The following is a 16659-nucleotide window of genomic DNA, read 5'->3' as shown; positions in this document are numbered from 1 at the left end:
ACTGCCGCTCCCCACCAGGGGAAGCTCGGCAGCTTCTCTCTTGCGCCCATCCCCCATCTCCATCATCTATCGTTCAGACAGAAGCGACGGGACATGCGCTTGACCATCCCCAACCTGATCACAATCATGCGCCTTGTCCTGGTGCCTGCCGTGGTGCTGGCCATGCTCCAGGCGCGCTGGGATTGGGCCTTTGCCGGGTTCCTCGTTGCCGGCATCTCGGACGGCGTCGACGGCTTCATCGCCCGCCGGTTCAACCAGCATTCCAAGCTCGGCGCCTATCTCGATCCGGTAGCCGACAAGCTGCTTCTGGTTTCCGTGTTCGTCGTGCTGGGCTTCATCGGGCAATTGCCGCTGTGGCTGGTCGTCACCATGGTGTCGCGCGACGCTCTGATCATTTGCGCGGTGCTGTTGTCCACCGTGATGGCCCACCCCGTCGAGATGAAGCCGCTCCTCGTCTCCAAGGTCAACACCGCCATCCAGATTGTACTGGCGGCGCTGGTGCTGGGTGAGCTTGCTTTTTCGATCCATCTCGATCCACTTCGTCCCGCCCTCATAATGCTGTCCGGGGTCTTGACCGTGGCTTCGGCCGCAGCCTATCTCGTGGCTTGGCTGAGGCATATGAGCGGCTATGGCGAAGGCTCCACCCCGGGCACCTGACAAAGAAGCTGCGGCGAGCGCGCCGGCGGCCGCCGGTGATGATCCATCCGCCGGATTCCGCCGGCAGATCTTCTTCTGGCTTGCCGGCGTAGCCGCGCTCGCGCTTTTCCTCTATGTTTTCAGCGCCATCCTCTTGCCCTTCGTGGCCGGCATGGTGCTCGCCTATTTCCTCGATCCCGTGGCCGACCGGCTGCAGCGGCTCGGCCTCAGCCGTTTCATGGCAACGGTGGTCATCCTCATCACCTTCCTTGTCGTGCTGGTGCTGGCCTTTGTCATCCTCATCCCGGTGCTGGCGACGCAGATGGCCGATTTTGCCGGCAAGTTGCCTGAGTACCTGACGCGGCTGCAGAGCCTGATCACCTCGTTCGATCCGAAATGGCTGGAACAGAAATTCGGCGTCAACGCCAATGGCCTGCGCGACGGATTGAACTCACTGCTGACATCCGGCTTCGGTCTGCTGACGACCGTGTTCACCTCGATATGGAGTTCGGGCGTGGCGCTGGTCTCGGTGATCAGCCTGTTCGTGGTGACGCCGGTGGTCGCCTTCTACATGCTGCTCGACTGGGACCGCATGGTGGCGGTGATCGACAGCTGGGTGCCGCGGGACAATGTCGCCACGGTGCGCGCCATCGCCAGGGACATCAACACGGCAACGGCCGGCTTCGTGCGCGGGCAGGGCACGCTGTGCCTGGTGCTGGGCGCCATGTATGCCACTGGCCTGACGCTAACCGGTCTCAATTTCGGCATCCTCATCGGCCTGTTCGCCGGGCTGATCTCCTTCATCCCCTATGTCGGCTCGCTGACCGGACTGGTGCTGGCCGTCGGCGTTGCCTTCGTCCAGTTCTGGCCGGACTGGACCATGGTCGTAGCGGTCGCGGTGGTGTTCTTCATCGGCCAGTTCATCGAGGGCAATATCTTGCAGCCGCGGCTGGTCGGCAAAAGCGTCGGCTTGCATCCGGTGTGGCTGATGTTCGCGCTGTTTGCCTTCGGCGCGCTGTTTGGCTTCGTCGGCCTGCTGATTGCGGTGCCTGCATCGGCCGCGGTCGCGGTCCTGGTGCGCTTTGCCATTGCGCGTTATCTGGAATCGCCGCTCTACAAGGGTCACGGCAAGGCCGTGCCGCCATTGCCGGCCGATCGTCGCAAAGGCATCAATCCATGATCCGGCTTGGCCGGGTCGCGCGGCTGAGCCTGGCATGAGCGACCAGAGGGCCGACCCGCCGCGCCAGCTGCCGCTCGATCTCGGCCATGGCACCGGCTATTCGCGAGACGAACTCGTCGTCTCCGGCACCAACAACCAGGCAGTGGCGCTGGTCGACCGCTGGCCGGACTGGCCCTCGCCAGTGGTCGTGCTGGCCGGTCCGGCCGGTTCCGGCAAGACCCATCTGGCCTCGATATGGCGGGCACGGGCGGATGCCGTTCAGGTCGACGCGCACCGCGTCGGTGACAGCATTGTAAATCTCGGTGCCCGGCCGGCGCTGATCGACGACGTCGATACCGGCACAGTCGACCAGCAGGGGCTGTTTCATCTGATCAATGCGGTACGCGGCAGCGGCTCGCATTTGCTTTTGACGGCGCGCCGCTTTCCCTCGGCCTGGGGCGTCACGCTGCCGGATCTGGCGTCGCGGCTGAAGGCTGCGGCAACCGTCGAGATCCACGAACCCGACGATCTCCTGCTGGCAGGTGTCATCACCAAGCTGTTCGCCGACCGACAGGTCGAGGTCGAGCCGCATGTCGTGCAATATCTGGTGCGCCGCATCGAGCGCTCCCTGGCGACGGCCATGCGCGTGGTGGAGCGGCTGGACCGCGCCGCGCTCGAACGCAAGACGCCGATCACCCGGGCGCTGGCGGCTGAAACCGTCAGCGCCATGGACGAGGGGCAGGGCGAGTTCGAGGTTTAGGGCGCGATGGTCGGCCGGCCAGCAAATGGTGGTTCCATGTCCCTTTAACCGTCCCATTTCGGGAAACAAAGCTGGCACCGATCTTGCGATACAAGCTTGCCGGCTGACCCCGGTCCTGATTGCGTTCCAAATCAGGTTGTAGGCTCGCCGGGAGTGGGGCGGTTGGGGTTCTCGCCCGGCGAGCTTACCTTCATGTGACTTCAGTCACCCTCACTCTTGCTGCGCGTTCGGCTTGCCCGCGCAACGCCAAGCTAGGTGAGAGAAGAACGGGTATTCGTCAATTGACGGATACCCAAAATGGCGACGAGGCCACCGAGTCGCTGAAATGCCGGCGCTCGGTGAACTCCGTGGCTAAGGCGAACGAGCCATATGCCCGCTGCTTGGCGTTGATCTCGTCAGTTGGCCTTCTTCGCCTTGTTCACATAGTCGTTCGTGTACGTCTGCGTGATATCGATCTTGGCGTTGGCCACATCGGGCGAACCGAGAGAGAAAACGTCGAGCACGGCCTGCGCGCCTTTTGGATCCATGAGCCCGGTGGTCGAATACATGGGGATCGCATTTTTCAACGCGGCCAGATAGGCGTCCTTGTCGCTGCCGATCAGATTGTCGGGGATCTGGGCCATGATCTCTTCGGCGCTGTGGGAGTGAATGTAATCCAGCGTGGCAAGCATGGCATTGGTCAATCCCTGCGTTGCTTGGGGATGCGCGGCCATCCATTCCGGCCGGGTGTAAAGCGCTCCGCCGGGATAGTCGCCTCCGAATACCGCCTCGGTATCCTTCTGGGTGCGCGTGTCCGCCAGGATGGTCAGGTCCTTATGCTTGGCCTGAAGCACGGTGACGGCCGGATCGAGCGTCACCACGGCGTCGATCTGCCCTTGCTCCATGGCGGCAACGGCGGTAGCGCCCAGCCCAACGCCGATCACGGCGGCGGATGTCGGGTCGATGCCGTTCTTCTGCAGAAGGAACTTCAGGAAGAAGTCGGTCGAGGAACCGGGAGCGGTCACGCCGACCTTTTTGCCAGCAAGGTCCTTCACTGACTTGATCTTGCCGGTCTGGTCCGGCGCCACCGCCAGCACCAGTCCCGGGAACTGGTCGTAAACGACGAAGGATTGCAGGCGCTGGTTCTTGGCGGCCAATTTCACCGTGTGATCGAAATAGCCGGACACCACATCCGCGCTGCCACCCAATACTGCGGTCAGCGATTGAGAACCGCCCTTGAAATCGACGAGGTCTGCATCGATGCCGGCTTTTTCGTAAGCGCCGATCTGTTTGGCGAGCACGGTCGGCATATAGCAGAGGCATGACGCTCCGCCGATCGAAATGGTGACCTTTTCGGCGGCCCCCGCGTCTGTGGCCACCGCGAGCAATACGACGGCGGCGGCCGCCAGTTTCGAAATGATCCTCATGATCTCCTCCTTGAGCTGGATTGGGCCCTATCGGCCTGGTTTCGAGAATTCAGGCCGCCAGACAAGCAGCCGCTTTTCGACCAGCGTGACGATCCAGTCGATCAAGAGCACAAAAGCGGCGAGGACGAACATTCCGGCAAAGACGCCCGCTACGTCGAAAACGCCCTCGGCCTGCTGTATCAGATAGCCTAGTCCGCCCGCCGCACCGAGATATTCGCCGACCACGGCGCCGACCACAGCAAATCCGACGGAGATATGGAGCGATGAAAACACCCAGGACAATGCCGATGGCATATAGACGTGGCGCAGCAATTGCCGTTCGTTCATGCCGAGCATTCGGGCATTGGCCAGCACCGTCGTGTTCACCTCCCTCACGCCCTGGTAGACATTGAAGAAGACGATGAAGAAAACCAGCGTCACGCCCAAGGCAACCTTGGACCAGATGCCGAGGCCAAACCAAAGCGTGAAGATCGGCGCCAACACGACGCGGGGAAGCGCATTGGCCGCCTTTACATAGGGATCGAAGACGGCCGCAAGTCTTGGCTTGCGGGCAAACCAGAAGCCGATCGCGATCGCTGCCAGCGAGCCGATGGCGAAGGCCAGCATGGACTCCCACAGCGTGATCCACAGATGATGCCAGATCGTCCCGGTGGCAAACCACTTCCATATCTGGCCTGCCACCGCCAACGGGGTCGAGAAGAAGAAGGAAATATTGTTCGGATCGCCGATCAGGTGCGTCGTCGACGCTGCCTGCCAGAGCGCGATGACGATGACGGCCACGGTTAGCTGTGCGAAAAGCAGCGTCGTCCTTTTCATCGGATCGCTCCTTCTTCAATCTCGCCGTAAGCCTTGAGCACTTCCTTCTTCAGCATGTGCCAGATGTCGCGATGCAATTCCTGGAAGCGCGGTTCCAGCCTGATTTCCGAAATATCGCGTGGACGCGCCAGCGGGATTGGAAAGTCGCCGATGATGCGTGCCGAGGGACCGGCTGACATCACCACCACGCGATCAGCCAGCGCGATCGCTTCTTCGAGGTCGTGGGTGACGAACATCACCGCCTTGCGGTCGTCCGACCACAGCTTGAGCAAAAGGCCGCCCATGATCAGCCGCGTCTGTGCGTCGAGCGGTCCGAAGGGTTCGTCCATGAGGATGATCTTGGGGTCGCGGATCAGCACCTGCGCAAGAGCAACGCGCTTTTTCTGGCCGCCTGAAAGCATGTGAGGGTAGCGCTCGCAGAAAGCAGCCAGGCCGACGCGTCCGAGCCATGCTCGCGCGCGTTCCTTTGCTTCGGAAGAGGGCACGCCTGCCACTTCCAGCCCGATGGCCACATTGTCCAGAGCGGTCTTCCAGGGCATCAATGCATCCTGCTGGAAGAGGTAGCCAGCCTGTCTGTTGAGACCGCGAAGCGGGGCGCCGAACACACGGACGCTGCCAGCCGAAGGCTCGAGAAGCCCTGCGCCGGCATTCAGCAGCGTTGACTTGCCGCAGCCCGTCGGCCCAATGATCGCCACGAATTCCTGGTCGCCGACTTTCAGATCGGCGCGGGCGACCGCCTGGAAGCTACGCCCGGCCGCCAATGCGAAATCTATGGTCACTCCATCGAGATCGACCGCGATCCAGGTTCCGGCTGGCGGCTGTCTGAATTTTGTCTCCGTGCCGCCCGTGGCGGTTTCCGTCGTCATGCCGAATGCCGCCCTGCGCCGAGACGGGTGGGTGTCCAACTGTCGCTCATGGTTCCTCCGTGAGGCTTTAGCGGAGACCGTCGATGTCCGATGGTCATCTGTCGCCCCACACCGTGCCGTGTTCCGGCTCACAATAGTCGATGCGGTGGAGCAGGCAACTTTGCCGTCCGCGGCTTTTTGTTGCGACCGTGACATGCAGCAGCAAAGACAACTGGCCGCGCGGAGATTGCCGACAGCCCCATTCTGCACCCGACACATTGCCATTCGCAGGCGCCAACGGCCCTCGATTGCCTTTTCTGTGAAAGGTGGTCGGAGTGGAGAGATTCGAACTCCCGACCCTCTGGTCCCAAACCAGATGCGCTACCAGGCTGCGCTACACTCCGAACGGTCTGTTGCCTATTCATTTCAGTGTTCCATGGCAAGTGCAAAAACCTGCAGGTGCAAAAACCTTGCCGCCGTCGGCATTGCGCAGTAATGACGGGCGAAGAGGCGGCCATGCTGCCTTGCACAGCAATGAGGTGGTCATGTCCGCGCGCATTTTCAGTCCAGCCAAAACCGCGATGCAGTCCGGCACGGCCAAGACCGGCCATTGGGTGCTGGAATTCGATCCCGAGATGCGCAAGAAAATCGACCCGCTGATGGGCTACACCACTTCCGGCGACATGAGGAGCCAGATCAAGCTGACCTTCGATACGCGTGAAGAGGCCGTGGCCTATGCCGAGAAGGAAGGGCTCGCCTACCGCGTCGAGGAGCCGAAAGAGCCCAAGCGCCGCCAGATTTCCTATGCGGAAAATTTCCGCTATGACCGCAGGACGCCCTGGACGCATTGACCGGCAAAGCCCGGGCGGGCGCCAGCGCAGACATCTTACCGGCTCCGAGCCGGCCAGCGGTCCCGTAGCTCAGCTGGATAGAGCACCGGCCTTCTAAGCCGATGGTCACAGGTTCGAATCCTGTCGGGATCGCCAATAATCTCAAGGGCTTAGCTGCTCCGGACGTGAGGAATTTCAACGCGGGCAGGAATCCGGTCGGAACTTTTCATCCCTTTTTCATCCCTTTTTGTCTTCCCGAATGCGCTTGCCGGCACGACGGCGGCACGCCGCCGCCGTGGCGCCCTTTCCGTATTATTTCGTGACCTTGTCGCGCGGGAACCTTCGTAACGATCACGCGTTCGGGGCCTTGTATTCGCGGTCCCTCATAAAAGTAAGCATTCGGGCTGCGAATGGCGGGCAAAACAAGCATGGGTTGGGGAAGGAGAAAACCGCGTCATGTCGAAACGTGAAATTGGAACGTCGCCCGCCTTGGGGCGACGTATCGCCGAGCTCAAAGCCAAGATGCAAACCGCCCGGATTTCCGACCATGAGCTGAAGACCTTCCATAAGGTTGCCGCCATCATGGGAGCGGGCGAAGGCTCTCTAGGCCTGGATGCCGACGATCTGATCGCGGCATCCTTTGTTGCAGAGACGCTGGGCGAATCGGCGCCCAACGGCTGACGGCAGGACCCTCCTGTCGTAGGTCCGGATCGATCATCCGGACAAATCTTCGAGACGCAGGCCGGAGGCGGCCGCCGGTCCGGCGGCCGTAACCCTGCAACCTCTGCCGTCGAATTGGAGGGAAAGTCTTATCGTTTTGTTTGCGTTGGCGCGTCATAGTAGACGCGGCTAACGGAGTTGAAGAGATGAAGCTCGACCTGTCGCCGACGAGTTGGGGCAGGGTGATCGCCGTCACCGCCGCCGGCACGGCGTTCTTCATTGGCGTGGCGTTTTTCGTCGATTCGTTCAATTTCCCGTATCTTTCGCCCGAAGCTGTGTGGCGGGCTCAGCTGACCGACATTCTGTTGCCCCTGGTGCTGGGTGGATCGTTTCTCTTCTTCCTGATGTGGAAGATACGCCAGTTGGCCATTGCCCAGCGCGATCTCACCGTCGTTGCCGCCACCGACAGCCTGACGGCGGTGCTCAACCGCGGCGCTTTCTCCATGCTGGTCGAAGCCTATCTCGAACAGGTCCGCAAACAGGCGTCGGCCAATTCCGGTGCGCTGCTGATCATCGACGCCGATCACTTCAAATCGATCAATGACCGGCTTGGGCATGACTGCGGCGACCAGGCGCTCAAACTGATCGCGCAGACGATCAAGGATCAGCTCCGCGGCACCGACATCGTCGGCCGCATCGGCGGCGAGGAATTCGGCGTGTTTCTTCCCGGCGTCGATCCCTCGCAATCCTGGCTGGTTGCCGAAAGCATCCGCCGGCGAATTCGCGAGGTGGAATTTTCGCCGGGCGGCCGGTCCTGTCCGCTTTCCGTGAGCATTGGCGGTACCGCCTTTAACGGGCCGACCACCTATGAGGAGATATTCTCGGCAGCCGACAGGCGGCTCTATGCCGCCAAGTCAAATGGACGCGACCAGGTCAGTTTCGATCCGATGGTTTCCCAGCAAACGCCGCCAGCCGCGACAATCACGGTTCATTGAGGCGGATCCGGCCAGCCACCGGCGCCGGGGGCGCGTCGCTGGGGATTTCTGCAGCCATCACGCAGAAGGTATTTTCGCTTTGCGCGCCGCCCGCTAAAGGTGGTGGCCACAGCTCCGGCCGGGGCTGAATGCATCGGGCAGGGCCTTCTTCGCATGACATTGATGGGCGCGGCGGCACTGCTGATCCTGGTCCTGACCTATGCCGGCGTCGCCGTCGGCCGCATACCAGGCCTGCGCCTCGATCGGGCGGGGATCGCACTGCTCGGCGGGGCCGCGATGATAGCCATCGGGGCGATCAGCCTGGAGGATGCCTACCGCGCCATCAATTTCGACACCATCACGCTTTTGCTCGGCATGATGATCGTAGTGGCGCATCTGAAGGTCTCGGGCGCCTTTCGCGGCCTCGGTGCCATCGCGATCGAGCATGCGCATGCGCCGTTCATGCTTTTGGTTATGGTGACCCTGCTGACCGGCCTGCTGTCGGCCTTCCTGGTCAATGACGCCATCTGTCTTGTCATGGCGCCGATCGTCGTTCACGTCACCCGCGCCATCAAACGCAATCCGGTTCCTTACCTCATCGCGACCGCCACCGCGTCAAATTGCGGCAGTGTCGCCACCATCACCGGCAATCCGCAAAACATGGTCATCGGTGCGCTGTCGGGCATCTCCTATCCGGCCTTTTCAGCGGCTCTGGCTCCGGTTGCCCTGTTCGGTCTCGTCGCGGTCATCGCCATTGTTCGCATCGTCTACCGCACCGAATTCGCGCGCAACGGCGAATTGACGCCGCAGGTCTCGCGCGGCCGCATGCATCGCCGCCAGGTGCTGAAAGCGGTGGTGGTTTGCATCGGACTGGCCGTTGCCTTCTTCGCCGGTGTGCCTGTCGCCAAGGCGGCGCTCATCGGCGGCGCCATCCTCCTGCTCACCCGCGCCATCAAACCAGAGCGCATCTATCGCGAAATCGACGGGCCATTGCTGTTCATGTTCGCCGGCCTGTTCATCGTGGTTGCCGGCGCCGAAAGAACGCTGCTGACACCGGACATCGTCGCATCGGCCAAGAACCTCGGGCTGGACGACGTCTGGCGCCTGTCGGGCTTCACCGCCTTGCTCTCCAACATAATGAGCAACGTGCCGGCCGTGCTGGCGCTGCGGCCCTTCATCCCCGGCCTGGAAAACCCCGAGCGCGCCTGGCTGGTCGTCGCCATGAGCTCGACGCTGGCCGGCAATTTCACGCTCCTGGGCTCGGTCGCCAATCTGATCGTTGCCGAGCAGGCGCGCGCCGCCGGCACGTCGCTGTCGTTCGGCGCTTTCTTCAAAGTCGGCCTGCCATTGACGCTGCTAACGCTGGCGGCTGGCACGGCATGGCTGGCGCTTTGATCCCTGGCGCGACTGTTCCGTGCTCAATTGCTCCGGAGTGACGGGGGCTCCGGAGTGACGGGGCTTGGTATTTGCGGCCAAGTCCCGCCACCGGCCCAGATTTTCAGGGCGCCACTACCAATCGGCCTTTCATGTTGGGATGGAAGCGGCAGAAATAATCAACCGCTCCCGCCGTCTTGAGGGTCAGTTTTCCCTTCGCCTTCGGCGGGATCATCACCTCCCAGCCGCCCTTCACCGTGGCCGTGTGGGCGAATGCGTCCTTGTTCACCCACTCGATCGTGTCGCCGACCCTGGCCTCGACGCTTGCGGGCGAGAAGACGAGCTTGTCGATCGTCACCTCGATCGTCGCTGCCGGCGCCGGGCCGGCGGCAAGCACCAGCGCCAGCCAGGCAAGGAGCGGTCGGATCAGCACGGCCGCTTTCATTTCAACATGCCGGCGACATGTTCGGCATGCTGCTCATGCCCCTGGAAGATCTTGAGGCCGGTTTCGAGCAGGCTCTTCAGCTCGGCATTGCTGGCCGACGGAATGAGCAGGGTTTCGAGCGCTCCATTGACCTGCTTGTGGTAGGCCACCTCGTTTTCGATATAGGCCTTGTCGAAGGCAGCCCCTTTCAGCTTGGCGAGCTTGGCATGTTCCTCTTTCGCCGCCTTGGTCAGCGCCTGGCTGGTGGCATTGTCTTCCGGCTTCACCTTGAGCTTCTTGAGCAGGTCGAGCGCCTGCTTGTTCACCGCTTCGTGGTCGCGCTCCATGTCCTTGGCGAAATCGACGACTTCCTTGTTCTTGGATTTCTTGATTGCCTGCTTGGCCGCCTCGATGTCGATCATGTCGGCTGTGTAGGCGATGTGGGCGATCTGCGGGTCGGTCGGCTTGTCGGCAGCTTGCGCGAATGGGGCAGCGCCAAGCAGCAAGAGGGCGGCAAACGCTGTGGTATGTCGGATAAGCATGGCATCTCCTTCGCCCGACAGGCTGGGCAGCGGGCTTCATCTGGGTTGACATTCATTGGATGAGGATGGCGCAGAAACGTTCCCGACAAATCGGCGAAAGATCTGGCCTTGAAGATCACCCGTCGAATCCGAGCCGTTTCATCACGGCCTGCGTCAGCCGCTCGCAGCGCCGGCCGGCGAAGGGAAAGGCGTCGAGCAGCACCGGCCCGATCTCGTCGTCCAGCGCCTTGCGCAGCAAAACGCGGGCGCGGTGCAGTCTCGTCTTGACGGTCTCGGGCCGCACGCCGAGCAGGTCGGCGGTCTCCTCGGTGCTCAGCCCCTCGATGACGCGGGCCACGAAAACCGCGCGATAGGCGTCGGGCAGGCTGTCGGTCGCCCGCTCGACAAGCCCGAGGATCTGCCGCTGCGCCATCGTCCGCTCCGGATCGTCGCTTGGGTTGAGGGGAAACCGGATGATCTGCGCTTCCGGGTTTTCAGGCATGGCCACGGTTCGCCGTCCTTTGCGAAGCCGCCCGAGCGCCTCGTTGATGACGATGCGCGACAGCCAGGTGGAAAGCGAAGCATCGCCGCGATAGGTGCCGAGATTGGTAAAGGCCCTGACATAGGCCTCCTGCACGATGTCCTCGGCCTCGCCGTCGTTGCGCACCATGCCGCGCGCCAGTCGGTAGAGCCGCTGGTTGTTCAGCTTCATGATCTTGCGAAAGGCATCGCTGTCGCGGGCAAGCGCGCGGGCTACGAGCCGGAGCTCGTCCGTCGTCGTTGATGCTGCCGTCAGCGCGGGCATGTGTCCTCCATCGATCCTTGCACGAAAGATTGGATGCAGGTTTCGAAAAAAGGTTCCCGAAAAATCACGCCAGGCGATCGCCTGGCTGCCTATGCTAGCACTTTGGCCGGCTCCCTGCCGGTGTTTTGCATCCGCGCCGTCGCGGCCAGCAGATCGGTCTGCGTGATCAGCCCAAGGATGTGGTTTTTATCGTCGACGATGATGACGGCATGGCTGCGCCCGTCGGTCAGCACTGGCAGCAGCGCCATGGCGTTCGAGCCGGCAGTTGCGGTTGCCGCCGGCGAGATCACGGTTCCGACCGTGCCGGCCGCCAGCGTCAGTTCCCGCAAGCCCACGGTTCCGGCCAGCCTTGCCTCGGCATCCACCACCGGCAAGGTTCGTATGTTGTGGTCAAGCAGCAATTGGCGCGCAGCGGCGGCTGGCGTGTGCTCGTCCACCGAGATGACGTCGCGCGACATGATGTCTTGGCACCGCAACGTCGCATGCTCGCGCACCATGGCCTGCAATTCGACCTGCCGCAGCAGCCGGTCGAGATCGCCCCGATCGATGTCGAAGGTCTCGTCGAGCGCTCCAAGCGCGGCGTCGATGTCCTCGGAGCGAAAACCGACACGCAATTGCGCCGGCGGATCGATGGTGCCGTGACTGTTTACCGGCGCCGGGGCCGGCACGTGCGGGTAGTTGCGCCGGGCCAGCTTGTGGAAGCCGTAGCCAAGCGCCACCAGCAGCATCGAATTGACCGCCACTGGCACGAAAGGAAAAAGGAAGCCGGCGCTGATCACGGCTGGGCCGCCGAACACCGCGGTCAATGCCGCCGCACCCCCGGGTGGATGCAGGCAGCGCGTGAACGACATTGCGGCGATCGCCAGCGCTACCGCAATACCGGTGGCGAGCACCGGCTGGTGCACGAATTGCACCACGATCACGCCGACAAGCGCCGAGATCGTGTTGCCGCCGATGATCGACCAGGGCTGCGCCAGCGGGCTGGCGGGCACCGCGAACAACAGCACCGCCGATGCTCCCATTGGCGCCACCAGCAGCGGCACATGTGGCCCGCTACCCAGTGTGAGTCCGCTGATCGCGCCAGTCAGCGCAATGCCGATCATCGCACCGACGCAGGCGATGATGCGTTCGCGCAGCGTCGCGCCGGCAAGAATGGGAACAAAGAGGCGGAACGCCATGGGCAGGCTCTTGGTGCGGTGGCTGGGGAATGATTTCCGCTGCCGCAATGAAGCGGAAGCCGGCAATTTGGAAGTCAAACAAATCCGCAAAACTGCGGATGGGGAGAATAATATTGCCGACATGGCCGGACCGGGGCGCCGCGTGCGGCCCCCGTTTGCTCAATCGCGTCAAGGCCTTGCGGGCGTTGCTGGTATCGGTCCGAGAGGTCGCGTCAGGCCGCTGCGGCGGCGGTGAGCCCGCGAAGAATATCGGTCATGAGGTCCTCGACATCCTCGAGGCCGATCTGGAGACGAATCAACGGCCCTTCATAGGGGCCCTTGGCAACGACGCGGTCGCCGAGCCAGACCGGCACGGCAAGGCTCTCGTAACCGCCCCAGGAGTAGCCGAGACCAAAGATCCGCAATGCTTCGAGGAACGCGTGCTGCTGTTTCTGGCCGCCGCCGGCAAGCACGATGGAGAAGATGCCGCTGGAGCCGGAAAAGTCACGCTTCCACAGCGCGTGGTCGGGATGGCTGGGAAGGCCAGGGTGGAGCACGCGCGCGACGCCCTTCTGGCCCTCCAGCCATGCCGCGATGGCGAGCGCGCTGCGCTGATGGTGATCGAGGCGCACCCCCATGGTGCGCAAGCCGCGCAGCACCTGGTAGACGTCGTCGGGTCCGGCGCAGCAGCCAAGCGTGCAGAAGCTTTCATACAGCTGTTTCCAGCAGGCCTCGGTGGCCGACACCGTACCCAGCAGCACGTCCGAATGACCGGCGGGATATTTCGTCGCCGCATGGATCGAGATGTCGACGCCATGGTCGAGCGGACGGAAATAAAGCGGCGTCGCCCAGGTATTGTCCATCATGACGATGGCACCGGCGGCGTGCGCGGCCTTGGCGATGGCTGGTATGTCCTGCACCTCGAACGTGTTTGAAGCCGGCGATTCCGTGAACACCACCTTGGTGTTCGGCTTGATCAAGGCGGCGATGCCCGCGCCGATGCCGGGAGCATAATACTCGACCTCGACGCCGAGCCGCTTCAGCATCGTGTCGGCGAAGTTGCGCGTCGGATGATAGACGCTGTCGACGATCAGCAGGTGGTCGCCCGCCGAAACGAAGGCAAGCAGCGGCACCGTCACCGCCGCCAGACCCGACGGGACCACGATCGTGCCGGCCGACCCCTCCAGCGCGTCTATGGCCTGGGCCAAGGCGTCGGTGGTCGGTGTGCCGCGCGTGCCGTAGGTGTATTTCTGGTCCCGTCCAACCATCGAGGCGGCGTTGCGGAACAGCACCGTGGAGGCGTGCACGACAGGCGGATTGACGAAGCCGAAATAGTCGTGCGGGTTGTTGCCCGAATGGGCAAGCCGCGTGTTGATGCCCATTTTGCCAGTCACCGGCTCGTTGCCGTCTTTTGCCATTCGTCGTCGCCTTTTTTGGTAAGCCGCTAGCCATAGTGCGGCGACATGGACCGCGCAACAGCCGGCTTTCGCCAGGACCCCGACTTCGAATGTGCCAATTGCCGAGCCGCCGCAGGCCGACTGCAAGCGGTAATGCCGCGGCCAGAAAGCCCGCCGCCGGCAGCGGCATGCGTCGCCTGATAGCGCAAAGCGCACCTCACCATGACCCAGATCCAGCCAGAGGGCGCAGACATCGGCACGCAACCGGCCGGCAGAGCACAGTAACGCAGAGTAATCGGGCGGATGGATTTTTTGCGGACAGAGCGCAGCCTGGCGTAGGGCGAGCTTCGCCGGCTTTATTCGCGCTTGTGACTAAATTGCGGGCGCGTTTGTCTGCTATTCAGGCAATTGCGGCAAACGATTTTCAAACCCATCTGAATTCGGTCATTTTCCTTGACCTCACAGGAATTATCGCCTTCGATGCTGTTCGTGAATGGGAGGCGGCGCGTCGACTGCGATGCGGAGTTCCGGAAATGGGCCGGAACGGAAAGCTGCGTTCACGCGGGAAAAAAAGATCAGGTTTGCCTGAAAACAGAAAAGGGTCTGTGGGTCATGAAACACATTGCAATCGGCATCCTTGGGGCCGCCGCGCTTGGAGCCGTGGCTTCAACGGCTTCAGCCACCACGCTCGACACGGTCAAGCAGAAGGGCTTCATCCAGTGCGGCGTGTCGACGGGCCTGGCCGGCTTCTCGGCGCCGGACGACAAGGGTGACTGGCAAGGCATCGATGCCGATTTCTGCCGCGCCGTGGCGGCCGCCGTCTTCGGTGACGGCTCCAAGGTCAAGTTCACGCCGCTCAGCGCCAAGGAGCGCTTCACCGCGCTGCAGTCGGGCGAGATCGACATCCTGTCGCGCAACACCACCTGGACCATTAACCGCGACACGGCACTTGGCCTGAACTTCATCGGCACCACCTACTATGACGGCCAGGGCTTCATGATCAACGCCAAGAAGCTGCCGGGCGTCAATTCGGCGCTTCAGCTGTCCGGCGCCGCCGTCTGCGTGCAGAGCGGCACCACCACCGAGCTCAACCTCGCCGACTACTTCAAGGCGAACAAGATGGAGTACAATCCGGTCGTTTTCGAGAAGCTCGAAGAGGTCAACGCAGCCTATGACGCCGGCCGCTGCGACGTCTACACCACAGACCAGTCGGGCCTTTACGGCATCCGCCTGACGCTGGGTGCGCCGGCCGATCACGTCGTGCTGCCGGAGATCATCTCCAAGGAGCCGCTCGGACCGGCAGTGCGCCAGGGCGACGACCAGTGGTACCATATCGTCAAGTGGACCTATTTCGCGCTGCTCGATGCCGAGGAACTCGGCATCACCAAGGCCAATGTCGACGAGATGAAGAACTCGGCCAGCCCTGAGATCAAACGCGTGCTCGGCCAGGAAGCCGACACCAAGATCGGCACCGATCTCGGCGTCTCCAACGACTGGGTCGTCAACATCGTCAAGGCGGTCGGCAATTACGGCGAAATGTTCGACCGCAATGTCGGCTCGGGGAGCCCGCTGAAGATCGCTCGCGGCATCAACGCGCTGTGGACCAAGGGCGGCCTGCAATACGCTCCGCCGATCCGCTGATCGAAATGTGATCCGGAAGGCAGAACCATCTGCCTTCCGGTTTCTCTTTCACAGGGGACGGTGATGGCATCGCAGGAAATCCTTCGCGAGGACACAAATCGCGGGTCCTTTATCAACGACCCGAAAGTCCGCAGCCTCTTTTTCCAGACGCTGGTCATCGTCGTTCTGTTCGGCTCCGTCTGGTGGATCGTGCAGAACGTCATCGACAATCTGCAGCGTCTTCACATCGCCTCCGGTTTCGGCTTTCTCAGGGGCCGCGCCGGATTCGACATCTCGGACACGCCGATCGCCTACACGTCCGATTCGACCTACGGTCGTGCCATCATTGTCGGCCTGATCAACACCATCATCGTCGCCGTGGCCGGCATCGTCACCGCGACCATTATCGGTTTCGTCATCGGCATCGGCCGGCTGTCGCAGAATTGGCTGATCCGCAAGATCTGCACGGTCTATGTCGAGATCTTCCGCAACATCCCGCCGCTGCTGGTCATCTTCTTCTGGTATTCGGGCGTGCTGGCCGTGCTGCCGCCGCCGCGCGAGAGCTATAACCTGCCCTTCGGTTCCTTCCTCAACCAGCGCGGCTTCTATTTTCCGCGCGCCGTCTGGGCCGAGGGCTCCTGGCTGATATTCGTGGCGCTCATCGTGGGTATCGCCATGGCCTGGTTCGTCGCCCGCAAGGCGCGCCAGCGGCAGATGGCGACGGGTCAGCAGTTTCCCGTGTTCTGGACATCCGTGGCGCTCATCGTCGGCCTGCCGCTGCTCGCCTACGCGCTGAGCGGCTTTCCGCTGAGCTTCGATTTTCCGAAACAGTCGACCTTCAACCTGACCGGCGGCTTCCAGGTCAAGCCGGAGTTCCTGTCGCTCTATCTGGCGCTGTCCTGCTACACGGCGGCCTTCATCGCCGAGATCGTGCGTGCCGGCATCAGGGGTGTCAGCAAGGGCCAGACCGAGGCCGCCGCGGCACTTGGGCTGCGGTCGGGATCGATCCTGCGGCTGGTCGTGGTGCCGCAGGCCATGCGCATCGTCATCCCGCCGTTGACCAGCCAGTATCTCAACCTGACCAAGAACTCCTCGCTGGCCATCGCCATCGGCTATCCAGACCTGACGGCGACCGCCGGCACGGTGCTCAACCAGACAGGCCAGGCGGTCGAGGGCGTGCTGATCATGATGATCGCCTATCTCATACTCAGCCTGGTGACCTCCGCCGTGATGAACGTGGTCAATGCCAGAATGGCGTTGGTGGAAAGGTAGGGC

At 62.5% G+C, this 16659-nt stretch carries 17 protein-coding genes and 2 tRNA genes; 10 read left to right on the top strand and 9 right to left on the bottom strand.

Annotation, left to right across the window (positions count from 1 at the left end):
* Nucleotides 1-99: 99 nt before the first annotated feature.
* Genes FJ940_RS09360 through hdaA form a run of 3 tightly spaced genes read left to right on the top strand, consistent with a single transcriptional unit; the run spans nucleotide 100 to nucleotide 2555 of the window.
* A complete protein-coding gene (locus FJ940_RS09360; RefSeq protein ID WP_140495033.1) occupies nucleotides 100-657 on the top strand; it encodes a CDP-alcohol phosphatidyltransferase family protein in 558 nt (185 codons plus the stop codon).
* Nucleotides 629-1816 (top strand): AI-2E family transporter, encoded by a 1188-nt coding sequence (locus tag FJ940_RS09355; RefSeq protein ID WP_140494346.1) that lies wholly within the window; start codon nucleotides 629-631, stop codon nucleotides 1814-1816. The genes FJ940_RS09360 and FJ940_RS09355 overlap by 29 nt, the downstream gene beginning before the upstream one ends.
* A gap of 34 nt (nucleotides 1817-1850) precedes the next feature.
* The gene (gene hdaA, locus FJ940_RS09350) at nucleotides 1851-2555 is read left to right on the top strand and encodes a DnaA regulatory inactivator HdaA (protein ID WP_140515482.1); all 705 of its coding nucleotides are present in this window, start codon (nucleotides 1851-1853) and stop codon (nucleotides 2553-2555) included.
* A gap of 395 nt (nucleotides 2556-2950) precedes the next feature.
* Here the strand turns inward: hdaA and FJ940_RS09345 are convergent, their stop codons facing one another.
* The 4 genes from FJ940_RS09345 to FJ940_RS09330 form a co-directional block, all read right to left on the bottom strand.
* Nucleotides 2951-3964 carry an ABC transporter substrate-binding protein gene (locus tag FJ940_RS09345; protein WP_246670996.1) on the bottom strand — a complete coding sequence of 338 codons (1014 nt, stop codon included), beginning with the start codon at nucleotides 3962-3964 and terminating at the stop codon, nucleotides 2951-2953.
* A gap of 24 nt (nucleotides 3965-3988) precedes the next feature.
* A complete protein-coding gene (locus FJ940_RS09340) occupies nucleotides 3989-4777 on the bottom strand; it encodes an ABC transporter permease (RefSeq protein WP_140520616.1) in 789 nt (262 codons plus the stop codon).
* The gene (locus FJ940_RS09335; RefSeq protein ID WP_140656250.1) at nucleotides 4774-5643 is read right to left on the bottom strand and encodes an ABC transporter ATP-binding protein; all 870 of its coding nucleotides are present in this window, start codon (nucleotides 5641-5643) and stop codon (nucleotides 4774-4776) included. The genes FJ940_RS09340 and FJ940_RS09335 overlap by 4 nt, the downstream gene beginning before the upstream one ends.
* A gap of 306 nt (nucleotides 5644-5949) precedes the next feature.
* Nucleotides 5950-6026: transfer RNA gene (locus FJ940_RS09330), tRNA-Pro, on the bottom strand.
* 141 nt (nucleotides 6027-6167) lie between these two features.
* Here FJ940_RS09330 and FJ940_RS09325 point away from each other — a divergent pair.
* From FJ940_RS09325 to FJ940_RS09305, 5 genes are all read left to right on the top strand, one after another.
* The gene (locus FJ940_RS09325) at nucleotides 6168-6473 is read left to right on the top strand and encodes an ETC complex I subunit (protein ID WP_140494338.1); all 306 of its coding nucleotides are present in this window, start codon (nucleotides 6168-6170) and stop codon (nucleotides 6471-6473) included.
* Nucleotides 6474-6531: 58 nt separating this feature from the next.
* Nucleotides 6532-6608, top strand: a tRNA-Arg gene (locus FJ940_RS09320).
* Between the two features lie 300 nt (nucleotides 6609-6908).
* Complete coding sequence (locus FJ940_RS09315) at nucleotides 6909-7133, top strand: hypothetical protein (protein WP_140494336.1); 225 nt, start codon at nucleotides 6909-6911, stop codon at nucleotides 7131-7133.
* A gap of 185 nt (nucleotides 7134-7318) precedes the next feature.
* Entirely contained in the window at nucleotides 7319-8107 is a 789-nt protein-coding gene (locus tag FJ940_RS09310; protein WP_140494334.1) for a GGDEF domain-containing protein, read from the top strand.
* Nucleotides 8108-8260: 153 nt separating this feature from the next.
* Nucleotides 8261-9481 carry an anion transporter gene (locus tag FJ940_RS09305; RefSeq protein ID WP_140656247.1) on the top strand — a complete coding sequence of 407 codons (1221 nt, stop codon included), beginning with the start codon at nucleotides 8261-8263 and terminating at the stop codon, nucleotides 9479-9481.
* Between the two features lie 103 nt (nucleotides 9482-9584).
* On the opposite strand, the gene FJ940_RS09300 is transcribed toward FJ940_RS09305, so the two are convergent.
* The 5 genes from FJ940_RS09300 to FJ940_RS09280 all read right to left on the bottom strand — a co-directional run bounded on the left by FJ940_RS09300 (nucleotide 9585) and on the right by FJ940_RS09280 (nucleotide 13785).
* A complete protein-coding gene (locus FJ940_RS09300) occupies nucleotides 9585-9905 on the bottom strand; it encodes a cupredoxin family copper-binding protein (RefSeq protein ID WP_140494330.1) in 321 nt (106 codons plus the stop codon).
* Nucleotides 9902-10426, bottom strand: a complete 525-nt coding sequence (locus tag FJ940_RS09295) for a DUF4142 domain-containing protein (protein ID WP_140521607.1) — start codon at nucleotides 10424-10426, stop codon at nucleotides 9902-9904. Before FJ940_RS09295 ends, FJ940_RS09300 begins: the two co-directional genes overlap by 4 nt.
* 115 nt (nucleotides 10427-10541) lie before the next feature.
* Nucleotides 10542-11210 carry an RNA polymerase sigma factor gene (locus FJ940_RS09290; protein WP_140656244.1) on the bottom strand — a complete coding sequence of 223 codons (669 nt, stop codon included), beginning with the start codon at nucleotides 11208-11210 and terminating at the stop codon, nucleotides 10542-10544.
* An 89-nt stretch (nucleotides 11211-11299) separates the two neighbouring features.
* A complete protein-coding gene (locus FJ940_RS09285) occupies nucleotides 11300-12388 on the bottom strand; it encodes an HPP family protein (protein ID WP_140515503.1) in 1089 nt (362 codons plus the stop codon).
* Nucleotides 12389-12600: 212 nt separating this feature from the next.
* Nucleotides 12601-13785, bottom strand: coding sequence for a cystathionine beta-lyase (locus tag FJ940_RS09280; RefSeq protein ID WP_140656242.1), 1185 nt, complete (start codon nucleotides 13783-13785; stop codon nucleotides 12601-12603).
* 591 nt (nucleotides 13786-14376) lie between these two features.
* On the opposite strand from FJ940_RS09280, the gene FJ940_RS09275 reads away from it, so the two are divergent.
* Together FJ940_RS09275 and FJ940_RS09270 are read left to right on the top strand one after the other, a co-directional pair.
* Nucleotides 14377-15405: an amino acid ABC transporter substrate-binding protein gene (locus FJ940_RS09275; protein ID WP_140494320.1), complete on the top strand. Its 1029-nt coding sequence runs from the start codon at nucleotides 14377-14379 to the stop codon at nucleotides 15403-15405.
* Nucleotides 15406-15468: 63 nt separating this feature from the next.
* The gene (locus FJ940_RS09270; protein WP_140656239.1) at nucleotides 15469-16656 is read left to right on the top strand and encodes an amino acid ABC transporter permease; all 1188 of its coding nucleotides are present in this window, start codon (nucleotides 15469-15471) and stop codon (nucleotides 16654-16656) included.
* The last annotated feature ends 3 nt before the right edge of the window (nucleotides 16657-16659 follow it).

This window comes from Mesorhizobium sp. B2-3-7, assembly GCF_006442695.1.
In the GTDB taxonomy this organism is placed as follows: Bacteria; Pseudomonadota; Alphaproteobacteria; order Rhizobiales; family Rhizobiaceae; genus Mesorhizobium.
This window is presented reverse-complemented; position numbering and strand designations above follow the sequence as displayed.